This window comes from Pseudomonas rustica, assembly GCF_018336155.1.
GTDB classification, from domain to species: domain Bacteria; phylum Pseudomonadota; class Gammaproteobacteria; order Pseudomonadales; family Pseudomonadaceae; genus Aquipseudomonas; species Aquipseudomonas rustica.
In genome coordinates, this window is record NZ_JAGYHF010000001.1 from 49333 (window position 1) to 73177 (window position 23845).

The 23845-nt window shown below is 59.3% G+C and carries 25 protein-coding genes; 16 read left to right on the forward strand and 9 right to left on the reverse strand.

The window, feature by feature from the left end:
- Positions 1-53 precede the first annotated feature (53 nt).
- Complete coding sequence (locus KFS80_RS00205) at positions 54-608, forward strand: RNA polymerase factor sigma-70 (RefSeq protein WP_053122228.1); 555 nt, start codon at positions 54-56, stop codon at positions 606-608.
- 110 nt (positions 609-718) lie between these two features.
- Here the strand turns inward: KFS80_RS00205 and KFS80_RS00210 are convergent, their stop codons facing one another.
- The 3 genes from KFS80_RS00210 to KFS80_RS00220 all read right to left on the reverse strand — a co-directional run bounded on the left by KFS80_RS00210 (position 719) and on the right by KFS80_RS00220 (position 3332).
- On the reverse strand, positions 719-1732 hold the full coding sequence (locus KFS80_RS00210; RefSeq protein ID WP_212543683.1) for a GNAT family N-acetyltransferase: 1014 nt from the start codon (positions 1730-1732) through the stop codon (positions 719-721).
- A gap of 87 nt (positions 1733-1819) precedes the next feature.
- Complete coding sequence (locus tag KFS80_RS00215; RefSeq protein ID WP_053122232.1) at positions 1820-2617, reverse strand: substrate-binding periplasmic protein; 798 nt, start codon at positions 2615-2617, stop codon at positions 1820-1822.
- Between the two features lie 91 nt (positions 2618-2708).
- On the reverse strand, positions 2709-3332 hold the full coding sequence (locus tag KFS80_RS00220; RefSeq protein WP_212543684.1) for a TetR/AcrR family transcriptional regulator: 624 nt from the start codon (positions 3330-3332) through the stop codon (positions 2709-2711).
- A 184-nt stretch (positions 3333-3516) separates the two neighbouring features.
- Here KFS80_RS00220 and KFS80_RS00225 point away from each other — a divergent pair, with 184 nt between their 5' ends.
- From KFS80_RS00225 to ppnP, 8 genes are all read left to right on the forward strand, one after another.
- The gene (locus tag KFS80_RS00225) at positions 3517-5301 is read left to right on the forward strand and encodes an acyclic terpene utilization AtuA family protein (RefSeq protein WP_212543685.1); all 1785 of its coding nucleotides are present in this window, start codon (positions 3517-3519) and stop codon (positions 5299-5301) included.
- A 12-nt stretch (positions 5302-5313) separates the two neighbouring features.
- Positions 5314-6183: an SDR family oxidoreductase gene (locus KFS80_RS00230; protein ID WP_212543686.1), complete on the forward strand. Its 870-nt coding sequence runs from the start codon at positions 5314-5316 to the stop codon at positions 6181-6183.
- Positions 6184-6186: 3 nt separating this feature from the next.
- A complete protein-coding gene (atuC, locus tag KFS80_RS00235; protein WP_053122241.1) occupies positions 6187-7803 on the forward strand; it encodes a geranyl-CoA carboxylase subunit beta in 1617 nt (538 codons plus the stop codon).
- 31 nt (positions 7804-7834) lie between these two features.
- Positions 7835-8992 carry an acyl-CoA dehydrogenase family protein gene (gene atuD / locus KFS80_RS00240; protein ID WP_212543687.1) on the forward strand — a complete coding sequence of 386 codons (1158 nt, stop codon included), beginning with the start codon at positions 7835-7837 and terminating at the stop codon, positions 8990-8992.
- Complete coding sequence (locus KFS80_RS00245) at positions 8989-9786, forward strand: enoyl-CoA hydratase/isomerase family protein (protein ID WP_212543688.1); 798 nt, start codon at positions 8989-8991, stop codon at positions 9784-9786. Before atuD ends, KFS80_RS00245 begins: the two co-directional genes overlap by 4 nt.
- Positions 9787-9895: 109 nt before the next feature.
- Entirely contained in the window at positions 9896-11851 is a 1956-nt protein-coding gene (locus KFS80_RS00250; RefSeq protein WP_212543689.1) for an acetyl/propionyl/methylcrotonyl-CoA carboxylase subunit alpha, read from the forward strand.
- Positions 11852-11921: 70 nt separating this feature from the next.
- A complete protein-coding gene (locus KFS80_RS00255) occupies positions 11922-12464 on the forward strand; it encodes a 3'-5' exonuclease (RefSeq protein WP_159815673.1) in 543 nt (180 codons plus the stop codon).
- A gap of 105 nt (positions 12465-12569) precedes the next feature.
- Positions 12570-12854, forward strand: a complete 285-nt coding sequence (ppnP, locus tag KFS80_RS00260) for a pyrimidine/purine nucleoside phosphorylase (RefSeq protein ID WP_007940055.1) — start codon at positions 12570-12572, stop codon at positions 12852-12854.
- Between the two features lie 72 nt (positions 12855-12926).
- Here the strand turns inward: ppnP and KFS80_RS00265 are convergent, their stop codons facing one another.
- Positions 12927-13733: an MOSC domain-containing protein gene (locus KFS80_RS00265; RefSeq protein ID WP_212543690.1), complete on the reverse strand. Its 807-nt coding sequence runs from the start codon at positions 13731-13733 to the stop codon at positions 12927-12929.
- 232 nt (positions 13734-13965) lie between these two features.
- Entirely contained in the window at positions 13966-14901 is a 936-nt protein-coding gene (locus KFS80_RS00270; protein WP_007908676.1) for a chemotaxis protein CheV, read from the reverse strand.
- A gap of 456 nt (positions 14902-15357) precedes the next feature.
- Between KFS80_RS00270 and KFS80_RS00275 the strand changes: the two genes are divergently transcribed.
- The 3 genes from KFS80_RS00275 (at position 15358) to KFS80_RS00285 (ending at position 17853) form a co-directional block, all read left to right on the forward strand.
- Positions 15358-15828, forward strand: coding sequence for a hypothetical protein (locus KFS80_RS00275; RefSeq protein WP_212543691.1), 471 nt, complete (start codon positions 15358-15360; stop codon positions 15826-15828).
- Positions 15829-16303: 475 nt separating this feature from the next.
- The gene (locus KFS80_RS00280) at positions 16304-17197 is read left to right on the forward strand and encodes a sensor histidine kinase (RefSeq protein WP_053122255.1); all 894 of its coding nucleotides are present in this window, start codon (positions 16304-16306) and stop codon (positions 17195-17197) included.
- Positions 17194-17853 (forward strand): response regulator, encoded by a 660-nt coding sequence (locus tag KFS80_RS00285; RefSeq protein WP_053122257.1) that lies wholly within the window; start codon positions 17194-17196, stop codon positions 17851-17853. The genes KFS80_RS00280 and KFS80_RS00285 overlap by 4 nt, the downstream gene beginning before the upstream one ends.
- Here KFS80_RS00285 and yegS read toward each other — a convergent pair.
- Positions 17837-18754: a lipid kinase YegS gene (gene yegS, locus KFS80_RS00290; RefSeq protein ID WP_212543692.1), complete on the reverse strand. Its 918-nt coding sequence runs from the start codon at positions 18752-18754 to the stop codon at positions 17837-17839. The genes KFS80_RS00285 and yegS overlap by 17 nt on opposite strands.
- A 316-nt stretch (positions 18755-19070) precedes the next feature.
- Here yegS and KFS80_RS00295 point away from each other — a divergent pair, with 316 nt between their 5' ends.
- Positions 19071-19379 carry a hypothetical protein gene (locus KFS80_RS00295; RefSeq protein WP_212543693.1) on the forward strand — a complete coding sequence of 103 codons (309 nt, stop codon included), beginning with the start codon at positions 19071-19073 and terminating at the stop codon, positions 19377-19379.
- A 60-nt stretch (positions 19380-19439) separates the two neighbouring features.
- Here the strand turns inward: KFS80_RS00295 and KFS80_RS00300 are convergent, their stop codons facing one another.
- Both KFS80_RS00300 and moaB read right to left on the reverse strand, forming a co-directional pair.
- Positions 19440-20666 (reverse strand): molybdopterin molybdotransferase MoeA, encoded by a 1227-nt coding sequence (locus KFS80_RS00300; protein ID WP_212543694.1) that lies wholly within the window; start codon positions 20664-20666, stop codon positions 19440-19442.
- On the reverse strand, positions 20650-21189 hold the full coding sequence (gene moaB / locus KFS80_RS00305) for a molybdenum cofactor biosynthesis protein B (protein ID WP_053122265.1): 540 nt from the start codon (positions 21187-21189) through the stop codon (positions 20650-20652). Before moaB ends, KFS80_RS00300 begins: the two co-directional genes overlap by 17 nt.
- Before the next feature lie 81 nt (positions 21190-21270).
- Between moaB and mobA the strand changes: the two genes are divergently transcribed.
- Both mobA and KFS80_RS00315 read left to right on the forward strand, forming a co-directional pair.
- Entirely contained in the window at positions 21271-21873 is a 603-nt protein-coding gene (gene mobA / locus KFS80_RS00310; protein ID WP_212543695.1) for a molybdenum cofactor guanylyltransferase MobA, read from the forward strand.
- 78 nt (positions 21874-21951) lie between these two features.
- Positions 21952-22173 carry a YgdI/YgdR family lipoprotein gene (locus tag KFS80_RS00315; protein WP_053122269.1) on the forward strand — a complete coding sequence of 74 codons (222 nt, stop codon included), beginning with the start codon at positions 21952-21954 and terminating at the stop codon, positions 22171-22173.
- A gap of 89 nt (positions 22174-22262) precedes the next feature.
- On the opposite strand, the gene KFS80_RS00320 is transcribed toward KFS80_RS00315, so the two are convergent.
- Positions 22263-22919, reverse strand: coding sequence for a thiopurine S-methyltransferase (locus KFS80_RS00320; protein ID WP_212543696.1), 657 nt, complete (start codon positions 22917-22919; stop codon positions 22263-22265).
- A 103-nt stretch (positions 22920-23022) separates the two neighbouring features.
- Between KFS80_RS00320 and KFS80_RS00325 the strand changes: the two genes are divergently transcribed.
- Entirely contained in the window at positions 23023-23790 is a 768-nt protein-coding gene (locus KFS80_RS00325; protein ID WP_212543697.1) for a DODA-type extradiol aromatic ring-opening family dioxygenase, read from the forward strand.
- Positions 23791-23845 lie beyond the last annotated feature (55 nt).

The following is a 23845-nucleotide window of genomic DNA, read 5'->3' on the forward strand; positions in this document are numbered from 1 at the left end:
GCCCCGTCCCCCCAAGGCGTCCCACTAACCTATTTGGCAGCAAGGTGATTTCCATGACGGAACCAGTATCCACAAGCAGGTGCGATTCACCGCTACTTCAGGCATTCGTCGACAATCGACTGATTCTGGTCAAGATTGCAGCCCGCATTACCGGCTGCCGGTCACGTGCCGAAGACGTGGTGCAGGATGCGTTTTTCCGACTGCAATCGGCGCCACCGATCACGTCGTCGATCAAGGCGCAACTGAGTTATCTGTTCCAGATCGTGCGCAACCTGGCCATCGATCACTACCGCAAACAGGCGCTGGAGCAGAAATACTCAGGCCCTGAAGAGGAAGGGCTGAACGTGGTCATTCAAGGTGCTTCGCCGGAAACCTCGCACATCAACTTCTCCACCCTGGAGCACATCGCCGACGCACTGACCGAGCTGCCCAGCCGCACTCGCTACGCGTTCGAGATGTACCGCTTGCACGGCGTGCCGCAAAAGGACATCGCCAAGGAACTCGGTGTTTCGCCGACCTTGGTCAACTTCATGATTCGCGATGCGCTGGTGCACTGCCGCAAAGTGTCGAGCAGTCGTCGGGATGTGGTGATTGCGGGGCGTCGCTGAGACCGGGTCGACAGATAGAAAAAGATCGCAGCCTTCGGCAGCTCCTACAGGGGAACGCATTCCAAATGTAGGAGCTGCCGAAGGCTGCGATCTTTTGCTTTCAGATCACCTCAAGCCAACTTGCACCGATCAAAAAACCGCTCACGCCCCAGGATCATCAACGCCGCACGCTTGTGCGGGAAGTCGAATTCCTTCTCGCAGTGGAAGCACTGGTTCTGCATGTGGCCAATCATCTTCGCGTTATCGGCACGCGGTTCGGCGACCACGCGTTGCGTGCGCGGATCGTCCAGAAACAGGTAATGCACCAGCGCCGATAACCAGCTCGCGACTTTGTGCGGGCCACGGTGATCCTCCTCCCCCACCAGCATGTGAATGCCCCGGTCGTAATCGTCGGCATCGTAGAACGGCGCGATACGATCTTCCTTGGCCCAATAGGCTTCGAAGTAGGCGAACGGCTGATCATCGAAACAGCCGATCAATGTCAGCGTGTGCGGGTCGGCGTCGAGTCTGCTCAGGTATTCGCGATGCTTCTCGATGCTGCCTTCTTCCTGCCAGAAACTGGCGACACGCGGGCTGTTCTGCCAGCGGTTGAAGCGCGGCAGATCCTCTTCGATTTCCACGGTGCGCAGGGAAATCCACGCGCCCAGCCGCGCATCGAAACGCCGGTAGACCTCACCGCGCGGTTTCACCGGTCGCAGTGGATGGCGCTTGCCAGCGCTGATGACCATTTGCTGCGGATAGCTGCCGGTCAGCGACGTGCCGAGCCACGGTTGCGGCAGTTGCCAGAACAACGTGCGCTCGCAGCGATATTCACCGGCCACCTCGGTGCTCACCAGCAAACCGCTGAGCAAGGCTTCGGTCGGCGGTTGATCGAGTTGCCAGGTCAATTGCTGGCATTCAGGATCGCGGGCGAACAGCCAATAACAGGCTGCCCACAGCGCTTGCCCCGGCGGCAAGGCGAAACGCTCATCGATCTGGATCGGCCCTTTGGCCTCGCGATCGAGGCGCAGGCGAATCAATGGTTGCCCGTCCAGGCTCAGGCTCAGACGGCTTTCGGTGGCATCGGCTACCAGTTGGCTGCCCGAAGGCAAAGACAAGGCAGTCAGGTCATTCAGATTGGACATGGGTCGGGCTCACGATAATCGTCGACAGTTCAACGATGGGACGTGATCCGGCAGGGGAAATTTAGGCTTGGCAGAGAAATCGGTGCCTCAGTGATGCGGCACTGGCACCACGGCAATCTTGTACGGATCAAAGATTTTCAGCATCTCGCCGTTGTCGCGCAGGCCTTGCAGCAGCTTGCCGAACGCCTCGCCGGTGATCGGCGCGGCGGGACGCAGAATTGCGTAATGGTGGTAAACCTGATCAATGCGCTGCGACACCAGCAACTCGTCGCGAACCTTCTCGTTGCGCAGCAGGTAATCGCTCAGATAGGAGCGCGTCACCAGAGCAATGTCGGCGCGCCCGCGCAGCACCATCAGCAGGTTGCTGTCATGGGAATAGGTCAACGTTGCATTGAAATTCTGCGCGAGGAATTTCGGGTCGGCGTTGAAGTTGGCGAACTCATAGTGATAGCCGCTGAACAACGCCAGACGTTTGCCTTTAAGGTCAGCGAAATAGTTCTGCTGGCGACCGTCTTCACGTTGCGCGACGAAAATCTCGGCGTCTTCAAGGCCCATGTCGACGTCAGTGTGAGGGATTTCCTTCCAGCCCCAATCAGGGTTCTCGAAGATCGCCATGTCGATCCGGCCTTGTTTGAAATCACCGAAACGCCGCGGGATCGAAGTCGGCACGAGGACGAATTGATAGTCTTTTTGCAGGCGGTTCAGCGACTCGACCAATTGTGGCAGCAGACCGGTGTCGGCACCGTTTTCCGGGCGGATGGTGTACGGCGGAAAGTGCGCGGCGCCCACTCGAACCAGTTGCGCTGCTTGCGCAGGCAACAACCAGAATGCCGCCAGCGCTGCGAGCATCACGCCCGACGCCGTCCGAATTGGCGAAGACTTCAAAACACCCCACTCCCCGAAAAATACCGATCAATGCATTCAAGCTAGGCGGTTTCGCCCAGTTAGCCAGTTTCACCGCCTGATAGAAAGCGTCTCAGCGCTCTTCCAGCACCAGAATCAGCGCCTCATCCGCCAGTTGATCGAGGCTCAGACTGCCGCCGGCACGGAACCAGGTGGTCGTCCAGGACAACGCACCGGTGAGAAAACGTCGAGTGACAAATACGTCGCCGCGAATAAACCCGGCCTCTTTGGCTTCGCCGAGCACCTCTAGCCAGAGGTCTTCGTAGACATCGCGCAGCGCCAGCACTTTGGCTTGGCCCTCTTCGGACAACGAACGCCATTCATACACCAGCACCGCCATCGCTTCGCCGCTGCCGCCCATGATCGACTGCAATTCACAGCGAATCAGCGCCAGCACCCGCTCACGCACATTGTTCGCATCGGCGAGCGCGGCGCGCATCAGTGCGGTGTTGTAACGGATGGTTTCTTCCATCACCGCCCGGAGAATTTCGTCCTTGCTTTTAAAGTGATGAAAAATGCTTCCCGACTGAATCCCCACCGCACCGGCCAGATCGCGCACCGTGGTGCGTTCGTAGCCTTTATTACGGAACAGGTGAGCCGCCACTTGCAGCAGTTTGCCGCGCGCGCTGTCCGGGTCGGTCAACTGGCCGTCGTCGACCAATTCGCGCATGACCCTCAGGGCTTTTTGCTCGTCCACCCGTTCTCTCCTACAGTCGATCAGTCTGTTGCCCCCTGAAACCGCAGGGTTGCGCGCAATTTAAGCCGCCAACGGCAACCAAGCAAGCGCTTGGGCAGAAGATAGTGTTTCGCTGTTTACAAACCAAGCGCTTGCTTGGTAGCCTCCAGACACTTCTGTCGCAGGTTGCTGAGTCGGAGATAAAATGCCCACCACCGTTCGCATCGGATGCGCCAGTGCATTCTGGGGAGACACCTCGACCGCCGCCGCGCAGTTAGTCGACGGCGGCAAACTGGATTATCTGGTCTTCGACTATCTGGCCGAAATCACCATGTCGATCATGGCCGGCGCGCGCATGAAAGACCCGCAGGCCGGGTTCGCCAGCGACTTCATCGAAGTCCTCACGCCGCTGCTGCCACAACTGGCCGAGCAAAATATCCGCGTCATCAGCAACGCTGGCGGGGTCAACCCGCAAGCCTGCGCCGCTGCCCTGCAAGCGGCCTGCGACAAGGCCGGCATCCCACTGAAAATCGCCGTGTTGCTCGGCGATGACCTGCAACCGCAATTCAAACAACTCAGCGGCATCACTGAAATGTTCAGCGGCGCCCCGTTGCCGCCAATGTGCGTCTCGACCAATGCCTACCTCGGTGCGCCGGGCATTGTCGAAGCGTTGCGACTGGGCGCCGATATCGTCATCACCGGCCGCGTGGTCGACAGCGCCGTGGTCAGCGCCGCACTGGTGCACGAATTCGGCTGGTCGTGGCACGACTACGACAAACTCGCCCAAGCCGCACTGGCCGGGCACATCATCGAATGTGGCGCGCAATGCACCGGCGGCAATTTCACCGACTGGCGCGACGTGCCGGATTACGAACACATCGGTTTTCCAATCGTCGAAGTCAGTGCCGACAGCCAATTTATCGTCAGCAAACCGGAGGGCTCCGGTGGACTGGTCACGCCGCTGACCGTTGGCGAGCAAATGCTTTACGAAATCGGTGATCCGCAGGCCTATCTATTGCCCGACGTCGTCTGCGATTTCACCGAGGTCAAACTTCAGCAGCAAGGCAAAAACGCGGTGCACGTACACGGCGCCAAAGGCCTGCCGCCGACGGATAAATACAAGGTAAGCGCCACCTGGCCGGACGGCTTTCGCTGCACCGCCAGTTGCCTGATCGCCGGCATCGATGCCGTTGAAAAAGCGCAGCGCGTCAGTCAGGCAATCATCGACAAGACCGCGGAAATGTTCAGCCAGCGCGGCTGGGCGCCCTACAGCGAAACCCACATCGAACTGCTCGGCAGCGAAGCCACTTACGGCCCGCACGGTCAACGCCACGACAGCCGCGAAGTGGTGATCAAACTCGCCGTGCGTCACCCGAGCAAACAGGCGCTGATTCTGTTCTCCCGGGAAATCGCCCAGGCTGCGACCGGCATGGCGCCGGGGCTGACCGGCATCGTTGGCGGACGGCCAACCGTGTATCCGCTGATCCGTTTGTTCTCATTCCTGATCGATAAAAACACCTGCACCTTGCAGATCGATCTGGCCGGTGAACGCCATTCTTGCGCCCTGCCCTCGTTGGTCGCGCTCGACAGTGAAGATTTGCCGATTGCCCAGCAACCGCCGAAACCTCAGGGCCGCGCCGATGCCAGCGTGGCACTGGTGAAACTGGCCGTGGCGCGCTCCGGTGACAAGGGCAATCACAGCAACATCGGCGTGCTGCCGCGCAAACCCGAATACTTGCCGTGGATCGCCGAAGCGTTGACCCCGGCAGTGATCGTCGACTGGATGAGCCACGTGCTCGACCCGATCCACGGCCGGGTCGAACGCTGGTATCTGCCCGGCACCCACAGCCTCAACTTTCTTTTGGGAAACGCCCTCGGCGGTGGTGGCGTGGCCAGTCTGCGCATCGACCCGCAAGGCAAAGCCTTCGCCCAGCAATTATTGGAAATCCAGATCCCGGTGCCGCAGAGCATCGCCGAACAGTTCGACTAGAGGATGGTGTGCATGGCTTACGCGTCGATTTTCAATGCCGAGCTGTTCAGCGGCCAGACCATCATCGTCACCGGTGGCGGCAGCGGCATCGGCCGTTGCACCGCGCACGAACTGGCAGCGCTCGGCGCCAACGTGTTGCTGGTCGGGCGCAAACCGGAAAAACTGGAAAAGGTCGCCGCCGAAATTGCCGAGGACGGCGGCCGCGCACATTGGCAGGCCTGCGATATTCGTGATGAAGAAGCGGTAAAACAACTGGTCAAGGAACTGATCGCCGAGCACGGGCCGATTCATGGTCTGGTCAACAACGCTGGCGGCCAATACCCGTCGCCGCTGGCTTCGATCAATCAGAAAGGTTTCGAAACCGTGCTGCGTACCAATCTGGTTGGCGGTTTTCTGATGGCGCGGGAAGTGTTCAATCAGTCGATGAGCAAACACGGCGGCAGCATCGTCAACATGCTCGCCGACATGTGGGGCGGCATGCCCGGCATGGGCCACTCGGGCGCGGCGCGTTCGGGCATGGACAACTTCACCAAAACCGCCGCGTTCGAATGGGGTTATGCCGGGGTGCGGGTCAATTCGGTGGCGCCGGGCTGGATCGCCTCCAGCGGCATGGACACTTACGAAGGCGCGTTCAAAGCGGTGATTCCGACCCTGCGCGAGCATGTGCCGCTCAAGCGCATCGGCACCGAATCGGAAGTCAGCGCGGCGATTGTATTTTTGCTCAGTCCGGCGGCGGCATTTATTAGCGGCAGCACATTGAAAATTGATGGCGCGGCCAGCCTCGGCAGCCGTGCGTGGCCGTTGCACAAAGCGACTCACAGCGAGTCGTTCAATGGCTTCCATCGCGCCTACCTTCCAGACGTGCTGAAGGACAAGGAGTAAGCCATGCCGCAGATCCAGTCCCAACTCGATCCGCACAGCGAGGCCTTTGCCCGCAACCGTGCGGCGATGCTCGTGGCCATCGAGCAAGTGCAGCAACTCGAACAAAACCTGCTGAATAAAGCCGCCGAAGCCAAAGCCAAATTCGACAAGCGCGGACAGTTACTGCCGCGCGAACGCCTGAATCTGTTGCTCGATCCCGGCGCGCCGTTTCTCGAACTGGCCAGTCTCGCCGGCTACAAGTTGCATGACGACAAGGACGGCAGCTCGGCCGGTGGCGGACTGATCGCCGGCATCGGTTACGTTTGTGGCATCCGCGCAATGGTGGTCGCCAACAATAGTGCGATCAAGGGCGGCACGATCTCACCGAGCGGTTTGAAAAAATCCCTGCGCCTGCAACAGATCGCTCAGGAAAACAAACTGCCGGTGATTACCCTCGCCGAAAGCGGCGGCGCCAACCTCAATTACGCGGCGGATATTTTTGTCGAAGGCGCGCGCAGTTTTGCCAACCAGGCGCGGATGTCGGCGATGGGTTTGCCGCAGATCACCGTGGTGCACGGCTCAGCGACGGCGGGCGGCGCTTATCAGCCGGGACTGTCGGATTACGTGGTGGTGGTGCGCGGCAAGGCCAAGCTGTTTTTGGCCGGCCCGCCCTTGCTCAAAGCGGCCACGGGGGAAGTCGCCACCGATGAAGAACTCGGCGGCGCCGAGATGCACGCGCAGGTCGCCGGCACGGCTGAATACCTGGCGGAAAACGATGCCGACGGCGTGCGTCAGGTGCGTGAAATTCTGCGAATGCTGCCGTGGAATGAACAACTGCCATGGCTGCCGGAACCGCAATACAAAGAACCGCTCTACCCGATCGAGGAACTGCTGGGGTTGATTCCCGACGATCCGAAAAAACCTTACGACGTGCGCGAAATCATCGCGCGCATCGCCGACGAATCCTGCTTTCTCGAATTCAAGGGTGAGTTCGATCAGCAGACCCTTTGCGGGCAATTGAAGATTCAGGGTCGCGCCTGCGGTTTCATCGGCAACAACGGTCCGATCACGCCGAACGGTGCGAGCAAAGCGGCGCAGTTCATTCAGCTGTGCGATCAGAGCCAGACGCCGTTGCTGTTTTTCCACAACACCACCGGTTTCATGGTCGGCACCGAATCGGAACAGCAAGGCGTGATCAAACACGGCTCGAAACTGATTCAAGCGGTGGCCAACGCGCGGGTGCCTAAACTGACCATCGTCGTCGGCGGCTCCTACGGTGCCGGGAACTATGCGATGTGCGGACGCGGTCTCGATCCGCGCTTTATCTTTGCCTGGCCGAACAGCCGCACCGCTGTAATGGGCGGCGCGCAGGCCGGTAAAGTTCTGCGCATCGTTACCGAAGCCAAACAGCTCAAGGACGGTTTGACGCCGGATCCGAAAATGCTCGACATGCTCGAACAGGTCACCGCGCAGAAACTCGACAGCCAGTCCACCGCGCTCTACGGCAGCGCCAACCTGTGGGACGACGGGCTGATCGATCCACGCGACACGCGCACGCTGCTCGGCTATTTGCTCGACATCTGCCACGAAGCCGACATTCGCACGTTGCAACCCAACAGCTTCGGCGTCAGCCGGTTCTGACCGCCACGGATCTTACGGAGAACAATAAAAAATGATCTTCACCCCGGAACACGAAGCCCTGCGCCGTACCGTCCGCCAGTTCGTCGAGCACGAGATCAATCCGCACGTCGATGAATGGGAAAAGGCCGGGCGCTTTCCCATCCACGAGATTTTCCGCAAGGCCGGCGACCTCGGTTTGCTCGGTATTTCCAAACCGGAAAAATTCGGCGGCATGGGTCTCGATTACAGCTATTCGATTGTCGCTGCTGAAGAGTTCGGCACCATTCATTGCGGCGGCATTCCGATGTCGATCGGCGTGCAGACCGACATGTGTACGCCCGCCCTCGCCCGTTTCGGTTCCGATGAATTGCGCGAAGAGTTCCTGCGTCCGGCAATCACCGGCGAGCAGGTTGGCTGCATCGGCGTTTCCGAGGTCGGCGCTGGCTCCGACGTTGCCGGGCTGAAAACCACCGCGCGCAAGGACGGCGACGACTACGTGATCAACGGCAGCAAGATGTGGATCACCAACTCGCCGAGTGCTGATTTCATCTGTTTGCTGGCGAACACTTCCGACGATAAACCGCACATCAACAAGTCGCTGATCATGGTGCCGATGACCACGCCGGGCATCAGCCTCAGTTCGCACCTCGACAAGCTCGGCATGCGCAGCTCGGAAACTGCGCAGGTGTTTTTCGACGATGTGCGCGTGCCGCAGCGCAATCGCATCGGCCACGAAGGCGCCGGGTTCATGATGCAGATGCTGCAGTTTCAGGAAGAACGCCTGTTCGGCGCGGCGAACATGATCAAGGGCCTTGAGTACTGCGTCGACAGCACCATCGAGTACTGCAAGGAGCGCAAAACTTTCGGCAATGCGCTGATCGACAACCAGGTGATCCACTTCCGTCTCGCCGAACTGCAAACCGAAATCGAATGCCTGCGCGCGCTGGTCTATCAGGCCACCGAGCAGTACGTGAAAGGCCAGGACGTCACGCGCCTGGCGTCGATGGCCAAGCTTAAGGCCGGGCGTCTGGGCCGCGAAGTCAGTGACAGCTGCCTGCAATATTGGGGCGGCATGGGTTTCATGTGGGACAACCCGGTGGCCCGCGCCTATCGCGATGTGCGGCTGGTGTCGATTGGCGGCGGCGCCGACGAAATCATGCTGGGGATCATCTGCAAACTGATGGGCATCCTGCCGGGGAAAAAGAAATGAGCAGCTTGCCGGAATGCCAGACGCTGTTGCTGGAACTGCATGGCGGCGTGCTGCACATCACCCTCAATCGCCCGGACAGCCGCAATGCGATGAGCCTGCAAATGGTCAGCGAATTGCGCGCGGTGCTGGCGTCGGTACGCGATGACCGCAGTGTTCGCGCTCTGGTGCTCAGCGGCGCCGGCGGGCATTTCTGTGCCGGGGGCGATATCAAGGACATGGCCAGTGCCCGTGCTCAGGGTGCGGATGCCTACCGAGATTTGAATCGTGCGTTCGGGGCTTTGCTGGAAGAAGCGCAGCACGCGCCGCAAGTGCTGATCACGGTGCTGCAAGGCGCAGTGCTCGGCGGCGGTTTTGGGCTGGCGTGTGTCAGCGACATTGCGATTGCTGATCATCAGGCGCAATTCGGTTTGCCGGAAACCAGCCTCGGCTTGCTGCCGGCGCAGATCGCGCCGTTTGTGGTGCAGCGCTTTGGCCTGACCGAGGCGCGGCGACTGGCGCTGACCGCCGCACGTTTTGACGGGCATCAGGCACGCCGTTTGGGGCTGGTGCATTTTGTCGAGCAGGATGCGCAGGCGCTGGCTGAGCGTCTGGATGAGGTGCTGCAACACGTGCTGTGTTGTGCGCCGGAGGCGAATGCCGTGACCAAGAAATTGTTGTTGGCGAGTGCCGGGCAGCCATCGGCTGAGTTGCTTGATGAAGCGGCGCAGTGGTTTAGCGAAGCGGTGACGGGAGAAGAAGGGATCGAGGGCACCATGGCTTTTGTGCAGAAGCGTAAACCACGGTGGGCTACCTAAAGCATCGCGAGCAGGCTCACTCCTACAGTTGGAATGCGTTCCCCTGTAGGAGTGAGCCTGCTCGCGATGAGGCCTCCACATCCACCGCCAAAACCTCAGGAAACCCACCATGCCCGCCATCCAAAAAATCCTGATCGCCAACCGCGGTGAAATCGCCTGCCGCATCCAGCGCACCGCCCAAGCCCTTGGCTACCGAACCGTCGCCGTCTACAGCGACGCCGACGCCCTACACGTGCAAATCGCCGATCAAGCCGTGCACATCGGTCCCGCCGCCGTGCAGCAGTCCTACCTGAACATCCCGGCGATCATCGACGCCGCCCGCCGCAGCGGCGCCGATGCCATTCATCCCGGTTACGGCTTTCTCTCGGAAAACGCCGAGTTCGCCCGCGCCTGCGAACAGGCCGGCCTGACGTTCATCGGCCCGAGCGTCGCAGCCATCGAATTGATGGGCAGCAAACGTCGCTCGAAAATCGCCATGCTCGACGCCGGTGTACCGTGCATCGCCGGTTACCAGGGCGCCGAGCAGGACGACGTGACCCTGCTGCGCGAAGCCGAGCGCATCGGCTATCCATTGATGATCAAGGCCAGCGCCGGTGGCGGCGGTCGCGGCATGCGTCTGCTGCACGATGGCTCTGATTTACCGGCGCAACTGCGTACCGCGCGTTCGGAAGCGTTGAACGGTTTTGGCAGCGACGAATTGATTCTTGAACAGGCGCTGATCGAGCCGCGCCATGTCGAAGTGCAGCTGTTCGGCGATCATCACGGCAACCTGATCTACCTCGGCGAGCGCGATTGCTCGGTGCAGCGCCGCCATCAGAAAGTCATCGAAGAAGCGCCCTGCCCGGTGATGACCGCCGAGTTGCGTCAGGCCATGGGTGAAGCGGCTCTCAAGGCTGGGCGCGCGGTGAATTATGTCGGCGCTGGCACCGTGGAATTCTTGCTTGATGCACGTGGGCAGTTCTATTTTCTGGAGATGAACACTCGCTTGCAAGTCGAGCATCCGGTGACAGAGCTGATCACCGGGCTGGATCTGGTCGCCTGGCAATTATGGGTCGCCGAAGGTCAGCCGTTACCGCTGACTCAGGATCAGGTGCAACTCCATGGTCATGCGATGGAAGTGCGCCTCTACGCCGAAGACCCTGCGCAGGATTTCTTGCCGCAAACCGGTTGTGTAGAGGCGTGGGAGCCCGCGCTGCAACACGGCGCGCGCATCGATCATGGTCTGCGCGAAGGGCAATCGGTCAGCCCGTTCTACGACCCGATGCTCGGCAAACTGATCGCCCACGGCGCTACTCGCGAGGAGGCTCGACGCAAACTCCTGCGCGCGGTGCAGGACACAGTGTTGCTGGGTGTGCAAAGCAATCAGCGGTTGCTGGTCAGCCTGCTGCAACATCCGCAGTTCATCAGCGGTGAGTTCAGCACAGCATTTATCGCGCAGCATTTCAGCGATCACGCGTGCCTGAACAGCTACGCGCCGAGTGCCGAAGACCTGGCCATCGCGGCAGTGTTGTTCTATCAAAGCAGCGCCCTCAGTCACCGCGCGCCGCTGTCCGGTTGGCGTAATAACGCCAGTGTGCCGCTGCATTTTCGCCTCGGTCTTGATGAGCAAAACTGGACGCTGCAACTGCTCGCTGAGCCGCAAGGTGCGTTCAAAGTGCAAGTCGCCGAACGCACACTGGCATTGAAACTCATCGATCAAGACGCCCACTCGATAACGCTGGAAGTCGACGGCTTGCGCCAACGCCACGCCTGTCGTGTCGATGGCGAACAACTCTGGCTGTTCACTCACCCCGGCAGCCTGCGCCTGGAGGATCGAACTCACGCGGTGATCGGCAGTCAGACCAGCGTCAGTTCCGGCACCTTGAAAGCGCCCATGGACGGCGCCATCGTCGACGTGTTGGTCAGCGAAGGCAGCCCGGTCAGCAAAGGTCAGCTGCTGGTGGTACTGGAGGCAATGAAAATGGAGCACCCGCTCAAGGCCGGCATCGACGGCGTGCTGAAGCGGGTGCAGGTCAAAGTCGGCGATCAGGTAAAAAATCGTCAGGTTCTGTTGCAGGTGGAGTAGTCAGCCGAGCGCAAACGCAGGGTTTGGCTACGCTCTGAATAATCAGAACGTACAAATCAGGAACCCTGCGATGCCCCACTGGCTGGTCATAGATCTGGAAGCCACCACCGATGAGGGTGGCTGGCCGGTCACCGAGATGGAAATTATCGAGATCGGCGCGACGCTGGTCGATCGTGCCGGGCGCGAACAGGATCACTTCCAGCGCTTCGTCAAACCGACTCGACGGCCATTGCTGACGCCGTTCTGCCGCGAGCTGACGCACATCACCCAGGCCAATATCGATACGGCGCAACCGCTGACTGAGGTCTGGCCGGCGTTCGAACGCTGGCTCGCGCAGCATCAATCACGTCTTGAAGGCTGGGCCAGTTGGGGCGATTACGACCGCAAGCAACTGCTCCAGGAATGGCAGCGCCTGCAGATCGACAGCGGCCTGAGTCGAGTGCCGCACATGAACCTCAAGCAACGCTTCGCCAAGGCCCGACGCCTGGAGCGGCCGCTGGGGCTCAACGGCGCGCTGCAACTGGCCGGCATGCAGTTCAGCGGTCAGCAACACCGGGCGCTTGAAGATGCGCGCAACACCGCACGATTGTTGCCGCTGGTTTTGCCACTCTAGGGTCAATTCGAGAACTGGCTGGGCAGGCGCCGGGCAGGTGACGGCGCCCAAAGCCTTGTGCATACTGGCCGCCTCCATTTTTTAGCCCTTTTCGAGGAATCGCCCATGTTTAAAGTCAACGAGTACTTCGACGGCACCGTCAAGTCGATCGCCTTTGGCACCGCTGAAGGTCCGGCGACCATCGGCGTCATGGCCCCGGGCGAATACGAATTCGGCACCAGCCAGCGTGAAATCATGCACGTGGTCTCCGGCGCACTGACCGTCAAACTGCCCGACAGCAGCGACTGGGAAACCTTCGCCGCCGGCAGCCAGTTCAACGTTCCGGCGAACAGCAAATTCCAGCTGAAAGTCGCGGTTGATACCGCTTACCTGTGCGAGTACCGCGGCTAAGTCGTCGGTTTTCACAGCACCAATAAAATGCCCGGGTCCAAGGACTCGGGCATTTTTCGTTTCAGGGGCGGCTTATTCGAGGATTTCCACCGGCATTCCGACCTCGAGTCGACCGTTGCTGTCATTCACCAGGTTCTGACCGAACATCGCGCCATCGGCTTCGGCGCGGTATTTCTGCAAGGTCGCCAGCGGTTCACGATCGGCACTGCGCTCGCCAGTCTGCGGGTCGATGGTGGTAAGGATGCAGCGCGCGCACGGCTTGACCACGCGGAACTCGACGTCGCCGATACGGATGCGTTTCCAGCCATCCTCGGCGTACGCTTCGCTGCCTTCGATCACCAGATTCGGGCGAAAACGCAGCATCTCCAGCGGCCGCCCGACCCGTTGCGACAGATCTTGCAGCGACGCCTCGCCAATCAGCAGCAGCGGAAAACCGTCGGCGAACGCGACCTGATCATCATCCTTGCCGACACCTGACGGCGTGGTGCGCGCACGATCCAGCGGCACTTGCACCAGACGTGTCGGTTTGCCGATGAACTCGCTGACCCAACGCGCCGCCTCATCACCGGCATCCGGCACGCGCAGGGTGTCACGCCAGATAGTCACGCCGCGCAGTTCGGCGTCGCTGCCCGGCAAAGCGATTTCGATGGAAGACTGTTGCGGCGCGCTCAGGGTCAGACCGCCCCGGGCATTCCACAGCGCCGACAACTGACTCATTTTTGCTTCAGCACGCTGGGTCAGGAAGCGGCCGCTGGCTTCGTCCACGAGCATCCAGCGTCGGTCGCCATCGAGCCCCAGCTTGTCGAGGTCGACGCTTTGCAGCACATCGACTTTGCCGGATTTCAACGGGTAACGATAAAGCGCGCTCAGACGCAGCATGGCCAGCTCCCTGGAGGATAAAAACGCCACCCTATACGAGCTTCATGCACGAATCAAAACATGAATTCGCACACTGGATTCCAGCTGCAACTCAACCTTGTGGCGAGGGGATTTATCCCCGATGGGGCGCGAAGCGGCCCCCCTCGATTTCCCTGAAAAACCGGGGCTGCTGCGCAGCCCATCGGGGATAAATCCCCTCACCACAGGGCTCACTCCCACAAAGGGTGTGTGATCAGGCAGGGACTTCGTCGAGCATCAGGCGCTGGCGCACTACATCAACCAGTTTGTCCGGCTGGAATTTCGAGAGGAAGTTGTCGCAGCCAACCTTCTTCACCATCGAATCGTTGAAGCTGCCCGACAGCGACGTGTGCAGCACCACGTACAGCCCACGCAAACGCGGGTCGTTTCGGATTTCGGTGGTCAGACGGTAACCGTCCATTTCCGGCATTTCCGCGTCGGTGAAGATCATCAGCAACTTGTCAGTCATGTTCACGCCGGTGTCAGCCCAGGCCTTGAGCATGTTCAGCGCCTTCAAACCGTCGCTGGCGATGTGCATCTTCACGCCCAATTGGCCAAGGGTGTCACGCAGTTGCGATAGCGCCACGTTGGAATCGTCGACCAGCAGCACTTCGCGACCACGGGCACGTTCGAGCACCGGGTCTTCGAGCTTTTCCCGCGAGACCTTGGCGTTGTACGGGACGATTTCGGCGAGGACTTTTTCGACGTCGATGATTTCCACCAACTGATCATCGACCTTGCTGATCGCCGTCAGGTAATGCTGACGGCCAGCGCTGGTCGGCGGCGGCAGAATGGCTTCCCAGTTCATGTTGACGATGCGATCCACACCGCCCACAAGGAATGCCTGCACCGAGCGGTTGTATTCAGTGACGATGATGGTGCTGTTCGGGCCCGGCACCAACGGCCGCATGCCGATCGCCTGGGACAGATCGATCACCGGCAAGGTCTGCCCGCGCAGGTTGACCACACCGCACACGAACGGGTGACGCTGCGGCATCAGGGTCAGCTTCGGCAGTTGCAGGACTTCCTGAACCTTGAACACGTTGATCGCAAACAATTGGCGTCCAGCCAGACGAAACATGAGAATTTCCAGGCGATTCTCACCCACCAGTTGCGTGCGTTGGTCTACCGTGTCGAGAATGCCGGCCATCAATGACTCCTGGGCTTGTTCAGATGAATTCACTAACAGGCTTTATCGGCAGTTAATGACGAATCTTGATTGCTGCGAAATTAGCCATCAAAATGCCACAACCGGGCATTGATGTCACATTAACATCATGCTTTACTGGCTCGGTTGTTTTCATCTGCTACAGTCTTTGCGGCGCGACCTCGGTTTGCACGGTAGGTTCCCGCGCCTAAGGGATTCCCCTAGTATCAATCAGGCCCAACCTGATATTCGCGATATCCAATAGCCATTAATGTGACGCCATTCTCATTGCATGAACGGAGTCAGGCTATTGTGTGCGATCGCAACTCAGTGGCAACCCATCCCCTGGAAATCCTCAGCCTGTGCACCTGCGGCACGTCTGGGCGCGATCTGCCGACGATTCACGATCGTCGCCACACACGGCACTCCCCCATCAGACATGACGCTGTGGAGGTAAGCATGCCAATCGACCGTAAAGACTGGGCGCAACGCTTCCCCGAATTTCTGCTTGAGGCTGAGACGCTGCTGGCCAAGTCGGAAGAATGCCTGAGCCATCTGCAACTGATCAGCAATGACAAGGATGCCATCGCGTGCATGCAGGGCACACTGCTCAAGCTCGCCGGCAGAGCAGAGGCACTGGCGCTGGAAGCGATTTCCGAGTTTTCCTTGCACATCTACAGCCTGCTCAATCTGACCCAGGATCACGTCGACCTGCACGAACAAGCGCTGGGCGCCTTGAAAGATTGCTTCACGCTGATGGCTTGGCAACTGGAGCTGGTCGATGTGAAGACCGGGCAACTGAGCCTTGATGGCAGCGAACAGGCCTCATTAATCGAAGCGTTCGCCTTTCATGTCGGGCAAAGCCAGTTCCAGATGCCTTTGCCGGGCAAACGTTTGCCACCTCTGTCGTTCTCTGAGCGACAGGCCTGATCTTGCGTCAGGCTTGAGCACTACTCATTTAATGTCGTTATTGAATAGTTCATACCTGCCAGCGACATATCGAACTAAATAAACCCACCTGACACGACGGATAATTTTCAGCCCGCCTCAGGGTTTTCCTGTGTGTTAAGAATCGTGATTTAGTCAATTTGTTTATCTGTCGAATAACATACTTCGACTTTTTTCCATTATGGAACATACGTCCATAATGGCGTCTTTCCTGACTCATTGGACATATAGAGCAGGCGCGACCAACGGTATCTTAAGTGGTACTATGCCGCCCATAAGTTGCTTTCAAATTAATGGCAAAGTGATTTCATTGATCGGCGTCCAGAGAAGTTGGCGGCTAACTACCGCTCACTGTAGCCCGTTGAAATCATTCACATAATTGACAGCATTTCCAGACAGAGACCCGTCAGCCACCGACCGGTCTACCCGCAGCGAACATCCATTGGCTCCATCCGTTATGTACGCCAGCATAAAGACCCTCACAACATGGCCACCCTCCCGGGAAAATGCCCGCCGGTTCACACTCATCCTGTGTGTCGCCGCTGCGCTGGGCAGCCTTCTGACCTACGGTTTTTCCAAGCCGTTAGGCCTGGGTCTGTTGTTGCTCGATATCGCAGCTACGGCGTGCGTCTGGGTGCAATATCGCCTGTCACGCAAATCGATCAAGTTCCAGCCACAGGAACTGGCTGACCGCCTGCTGGAAGTGCAGGAAAACGAACGCCACCGCCTCAGCCGCGAGCTGCACGATGACATCGGCCAATTGCTGACCGCCGCCAAATTGCAAAGCGACTGGCTGAAACGCCGTATGCCGGAGGAATTGCAGGAGCAATGCACCGTTCTCTGCGACACCCTCGAAGAAACCCTCAACAAAGTCCGCGACGTATCGGCCATCCTCAACCCACGGCAACTGACCAGCCTTGGCCTTGAAGCGAGCCTGCGCGCGCACCTGCTCAAGACATTGACCAACACCGACGTGCACTGGAGCCTCGATTGCCAACAGCGCTTGAACGGAATTCCGGAAGAAATGGCCGTCGCCGCGTTTCGTATTGCGCAGGAGGCAGTGACCAACATCCTGCGTCACGCCCAGGCGAAAAACCTGCTGATTCGCGTGCAGCGCTTGCCCAAGGGTTTGACCCTGCTGATCAGCGATGATGGCCAGGGCTTCGCGCCGGCCGTCAATCCGGGTCGTGAAGGACAACGTGGCATGGCCGGCATGGCCGAACGGATCGAACAACTGGGTGGCACCCTGAGCGTGATCAGCGAACCGGGCAAAGGCACTCAAATCGAAGCACTTTTCCCCTGGGCGCCGCGCGCACTCGAGCGGGCCAGTACGAATAAGGTTATGCGTTGACTTGTAACTTACTTCTGGTGGATGACCACTCGCTGATCAGGGCCGGCGTGCGCGCTCTGGTTATGGATATTCCCGGTTACGCGGTAATCGGCGAGGCCAATGACGGCTCGCAGTTGCTTGAAATGGTCGAGCTGCTGAACCCCGATATTGTCTTGCTGGATATTTCCATGAAGGAAACCGGCGGCCTCGAAGCGTTGCAGCGACTCAAACGCGTGCGCCCGCAAAGCAAAGTGCTGATCCTGTCGATGCACACCGACCCCGCATTGATCATGCAGGCGCTGGAATCCGGCGCTTACGGTTATCTGCTCAAGGACACCACCGGCACCGAGCTTGAACACGCGCTGGACGCGCTGCGCAATAACGAGCGTTATCTAAGTCCGGCGATCGCCCATACGGTGATCAACCAGGCTCTGGTTCGCAATCAAAAAGGCCAGCCGGACACCACCGATTCGCACAACCTGACGGCACGCCAACTGGAAATCCTCCGACTGATCGTACGCGGCAAGTCGACCCGGGAAATCGCCAACGGCCTGGGCCTGAGCATCAAAACCGTCGAGACCCACCGCGCGCAGATCATGAAACGTCTGCAGATCTACGATGTGGCGGGCTTGGTGCTGTTCGCCGTGCGCGAACAGATCATCAGTCTGGACGACTGATCGGCGTTGTAGCGCTCAACAGCGGCGAGTCCTCAGGCAAATGCACCTGCAATGCCGCAGGGCGCGCTTCGAAGCGCAGGCTATCGCCTTCCAGTGGCTCACCATCCAGATTGATGTAAAGCCCTTCAGACACCTTGATTTCGACCCACGGCAAACGTGTCCGCACGAACATGTTGTCGAGGCCGAAGCCATCAGTGAGCAGATTCTTCAAGGTACCCACCAACTCCTGTGGAGCCGGCAGAATGCTGATATCCAACAGCCCATCATCGGCCAGTGCCTGCGGACACAGCACGTGCCCACCGCCCGCCTGACGACCATTGCCGATGCCCAGCGCCAGCAGCTCGCCACGCCAGTGGAAATCCGGCCCCTGCAACTCGCCATAGGCAGCATGCAGCTCACTGAAGCGCGACAGACCGGTGAACAGGTAAGCCGCGCCACCGAGTACTTTCTTCAAGTCTTCAGAAGTATTGGCCGTGACCTGGCTACCAAAACCGCCCGTGGCCATATTGAGGAAAATCTGCCCGCCAACCTGGCCCAGATCGATGTCGCGCGCAGGCACATCGAGCAACTCAAGAGCCTCTGCCGGCTCCAGCGGAACGCCCGCCGCACGGGAAAAATCGTTCGCCGTACCCAGCGGCAACAGCACCAGGCTGGCTTCGCCCGGATGCGCCACCAGCGCCTGGGCGATATCACGCAAGGTGCCATCGCCACCACCAGCGATAATCTGTTTATAGCCAGCCGCCAGCGCCTCTTCGACCAGACGCTCGGCATCGCCGCCCTCCCAGGTCAGGCGCACGGCCAGCTCCCAGCCTTGTTCGCGTTTACTTTCGACGGCGGCACGAACCGCCTCGTTGAGTGCCTGCTTGCCATGCAGAATCAACAGCGCCCTGCGTTCACTCATTGCAATCACTCCGTGAATGGATTCGGTATGAGACATCTTGACCACTGGCGCACGGAAAAAAGCCGCAAGAACCGTAATTAATTCAGGCGTCTCGGCGCACGCGTCCTACAGGGCTGGGATTTTTCTTACAAGATGTGATGAATTGGCTGCATTGACCAACTCCAGCCATTGGTAGATCGTGCGTCGGCGGTATCAATCTTCAATCTGAAAACACACAAGGATGTGCATGTAATGAGTGGATACACCTCTAGGGCTTTCGATACTTTCATTGACACCGTTAGCGACCCGCGTCCATTTCCAGCAGGCGTCAACATCAATGCATAGTCATGAAGCCAGACTGCCAGTGAGCCCGGTTGCTCCACTCGCGCAAAGTCGCACCAGCCACACCACTGACTTCCACAGCGGCGCCAAACCCACTGGAGAAACGAACATGGAACCTCGCGTCACCGAGCTGGAAACCCACCTCAAATACATCCGCAGGGACATGGATGAAGTCAGGGGCGATGTCAGAACCATCAAGCATCGCCTCGCCTACGCGGCAGGTGCAACAGCCGTCGTGATGGGTTTGCTGGGATGGATAGCCAACAGTCGTTTTGACCAGATCATTTCGCTCATGGCTCACTGACGCCTGAGCGGGCCCGCAGGTGCCGGCGACACGCGCCAGCACCTGCGGATACCGAGGCAGTTAACCCAGAAGCTCACTCAGGGGAATGAAGACAGCTTCGTCGCCCTCAACCAGCGTCCGGCCCTCAAGCACCTCGACCAGACCGTCAGCCCAAGCCGCACTGCGCAAAACGCCGGAGCTTTGATTGCGATAGATGATCGCCCGGCCCTGTTCCAGCCGTCCGCGCAAGTACTCACGACGGTTGCCAGCCACTGGCCAGTTGAACCCTGCCGGCACGCGGAACTTGAGTGGTTCAACGTCTTGCACGCCTTGGCGCCGCAACAGATACGGCCGGGTTAACAGGGCGAAGGTCACCAGCGTTGAAGCAGGGTTACCCGGCAGCCCGATTACCGGTACGTTGCGAAAATGGCCGAAGGTCAGCGGTTTCCCGGGTTTGATCGCCAGCTTCCACAAGGCGAGCTCGCCCTCTTCCCTCAATGCGATGCCGAGAAAATCCGCCTCACCGACCGAAACACCACCAGTGGAGAGAATCAGATCGACATCCTGCAATTCACCCAAACGCTCTCGGGTCGTCGCCAGATTGTCCGGAAGAATCCCGGCATCGATCACTTCGCAGCCCAGCCGCTGCAACCAGCTGCACAGCACCACACGGTTACTGTTGTAAATCTGCCCCGGCCCCAATGCCTGACCGGGCTCAATCAGTTCATCGCCGGTCGACAGCACGGCTACGCGCACCTTGCGCACGACATTCAGGCCGGCGCGGCCCAATGAAGCGGACAAGCCCTGCTCGATCGGCCCCAGGCGAGTGCCGGCCGACAGGACGAGTTCACCCACCGTGGTTTCCTGGCCCTGCGGACGAATGTTCTGCCCGACTTTCATGGCTTCGGAAAAACCTACGCGGCCGTCCGCCATGACTTCGGCGTTTTCCTGCATCTCGACACAATCGGCTCCGGCCGGCACAGGTGCGCCGGTGAAGATTCGAGCACAGGTTCCACGCTGCAAAGGTTCAGGCGCTTGCCCGGCGAATATTTTCTGGCTGACCGGCAACGGCTCGCCCGTCCAGTCAGCCAGATTCAGCGCGTAACCGTCCATCGCACTGTTCGGCCACGGCGGCAGATCCAGCGTCGAAACCAGATCCTCGGCCAGCACGCGCCCCTGAACTTCAGCGAGCGGCAAATACTCACGCTCGACGATTGGCGAGGCCTCGGCCATTTCCAGCAGCCGCGCCAATGCCACTTCGACAGGCATCAGCGCAGCGGTCTTGCCCGGCTTACCCACGGGATTCACAAGGCGCCGCCTGTTTCAGATGCGGGACGAAATTGCATGGGCGGTGACGGGAATCCAGTTGCTCGGCGAGAATCCCGTCCCAACCGGTGCGTACCGCATTGGTCGAACCCGGCAGGCAGCACACCAGCGTGCCATTGGCCAGACCGGCCAGTGCGCGGGATTGCACGGTTGAGGTGCCGATATCGGCCACCGAGATCTGGCGGAACAGTTCGCCAAAGCCATCGACCTGTTTGTCGAGCAGACAGGCCACCGCTTCCGGCGTACTGTCACGGCCGGTGAAGCCGGTGCCGCCAGTGATCAACACGACCTGCACAACATCGTCGGCGATCCAGTTGGCGACTTGCGCACGAATTTTATACAGATCATCTTTGAGCAGAACCCGCTCGGCCAGGTTGTGGCCAGCCGCCAACAGGCGATCGACAAAGACCTGACCTGAGGTGTCGGTTTCCAGTGTTCGGGTATCGCTGACAGTCAGCACGGCAATATTGAGCGGTGCGAAAGGTACATCAGCCTTGGCTTTCATAGGCTCGTCCAGTTGTAGGAGAAACAGCCCGGTGTTATATCACAGCGCCCCCTTTTTACGCCGCCCCTACGGAGAGCCAAAATGACCGCAAATACGCCATTGCCCCCTTGTTCCGTGCTGCTGCTGGCAGGCGGACGCGGCCAGCGCATGGGCGGTCAGGACAAAGGTTTGATCGAGTGGCACGGCGAACCGCTGATTGCGCATCTGCAGCGCAAAGTACGAGCGCTGACGGACGACTTGATCATCTCCTGCAACCGCAATCGCGAACGCTATGAAACCTATGCCGATCAATTGGTGGTGGATGACGAAGGTGACTTTCCCGGGCCACTCGCCGGTATTCGTGCAGGCTTGAAAGCGGCGCGCCATTCACACTTGCTGGTGTTGCCGTGCGATGTTCCGCGAATCGACGAAGCACTGCTGCAAAGCATGCGCGAAACCGCCAATCACAATCCTGACAAACCTTTAATGTTGTGGCACGACGAGCACTGGGAACCGTTGTTGTGCGTGATTCCCGTGAGCCTGCTGCCAGCCTTCGAAACCGCCTGGAACAGCGGTGAACGCAGCCCCGGCCGGGTGATGCGCAGCCTCGGTGCCAATGCATTGGAATGCCCGGACAATGACCCGCGACTGGCCAACCTCAACACCCCCGAACTGTTAAAGGCGCATAACACTGTGTCAGACTGACACTATTCAAGGAACTCTCACGCCTTGTATACGTCTCAAGCTCAGTAACCAAAAGAATTCCCATTCGGAGACACACCCATGACTCAACGGACCATCGCCTCTCTCATGCTCGCACTGGGCCTGGCCACCCTCGCCGGTTGCTCGTCGCCTACAGTGATCACGCTGAATGACGGTCGCGAAATCCAGGCCGTCGACACGCCGAAATACGATGATGATTCGGGTTTCTACGAGTTCCAGCAACTGGACGGCAAAGAAACTCGCATCAACAAGGATCAGGTTCGCACCGTTAAAGAACTGTAAGGTTCTTCGAAGCGACGTCTGACCCAGCCGGTTTGCCCGGCTAAAAAATGCCCCGATACGTCGGGGCATTTTTTATGCGCGCAAGAAAGTTACCGAGCGGTTATCCGATAGACCCGCTCCTCAAGCCGCGTCGCACCTGCCTGCACAAACTTGCCGCTGTCACTCAGCACATCCTGCGATTCCAGCACCTGCATCTGCCATGCGCCGCCGAACAAGTGTCGCACTTGAGCATCGTCTACGGAGAACGGCGGCCCGGAAATTTGCGATTGATCGTAATCCAGCGTAATCAACAGGCCCTTCAAACCCGCCGGCAGAATATTCTGCAAATGCTCGGCATAGCGCTCGCGCATTGGCGCCGGCAAGGCGATCACTGCTGCACGGTCGTACAGCGCGGAACAATCGGCAACGTCCTCGGCGCTCAGCGCGAAAACATCACCGCACCACAGCTCGATTGTGCCAGCGCGGTAAACCTTGAAGACGCCGTGCTCGCTGATCTGTGGCTGCAGTTGTTGCTCGCGGAAAAAGTCTTCAACGGCTTTCTCCGACAGTTCAATACCGAGAACCCGATGCCCGCGCCCAGCCAGCCACAGCAAATCCAGACTTTTCCCACACAACGGCACTAGCACCCGCGCTTGTGCCGCGAGATTCAGATCCGGCCAGAAACGTTGTAGATAAGGATTCACTTGCGGTAAATGAAAGCCGATCTGGTTAGAAGCCCACTTCTTGTGCCAAAACTCAGGCTGCATGCATCCCCCCTAAAAATTCGATCAAAAAGCGTTAAAACTTATATTAGATTTAGATCAATGAACTGACTGAAGATGGGCCATCTTACCGTTCAGGAGCCCGCACATGTTTCCCAGTCTGTATATCTCACACGGCTCACCGATGCTTGCATTGGAGCCAGGCGCCAGCGGCCCGGCCCTCGCGCGATTGGCCGCCGAACTGCCGACACCGAAAGCCATCGTGATCGTCTCTGCACACTGGGAGAGCCACGAACTGTTGGTCAGCAGCAATCCGCAACCGGAAACCTGGCATGACTTTGGCGGGTTTCCCCGTGCGCTGTTTGAAGTGCAATACCCGGCGCCGGGCAATGCGCAACTGGCTGGAGAAGTGGCGCAGTTGCTGACGGCGAACAACCTGCCGGCGCGTCTCGACCCACTGCGTCCTTTCGATCATGGCGTGTGGGTGCCGTTGTCGCTGATGTATCCGCAGGCGAATATTCCGGTGGTGCAGGTTTCGCTACCAAGTCGCGCAGGCCCGGCGCTTCAGACCCGTGTGGGTCGAGCATTGGCCGGTTTACGCGAGCAAGGGATTCTGTTGATCGGTTCTGGCAGCATCACCCACAACCTGCGCGAACTGGACTGGCATGCCGGGCCGGAAAGCGTTGAGCCATGGGCGCGGGATTTCCGTGATTGGGTGATCGACAAGCTGCAGGCCGATGATGAGGCGGCGCTGCACGATTATCGTCAGCAGGCGCCGAATGCGGTGCGCAACCATCCGAGTGATGAGCATTTGTTGCCGCTGTATTTTGCGCGGGGTGCGGGGGGTGAGTTTAGCGTGGCGCACAAGGGGTTCACGATGGGTGCGCTGGGGATGGATATTTACCGCTTCGGTTAAAGCAAAAGATCGCAGCCTTCGGCAGCTCCTACAAGGGGAACGCATTCCAAATGTA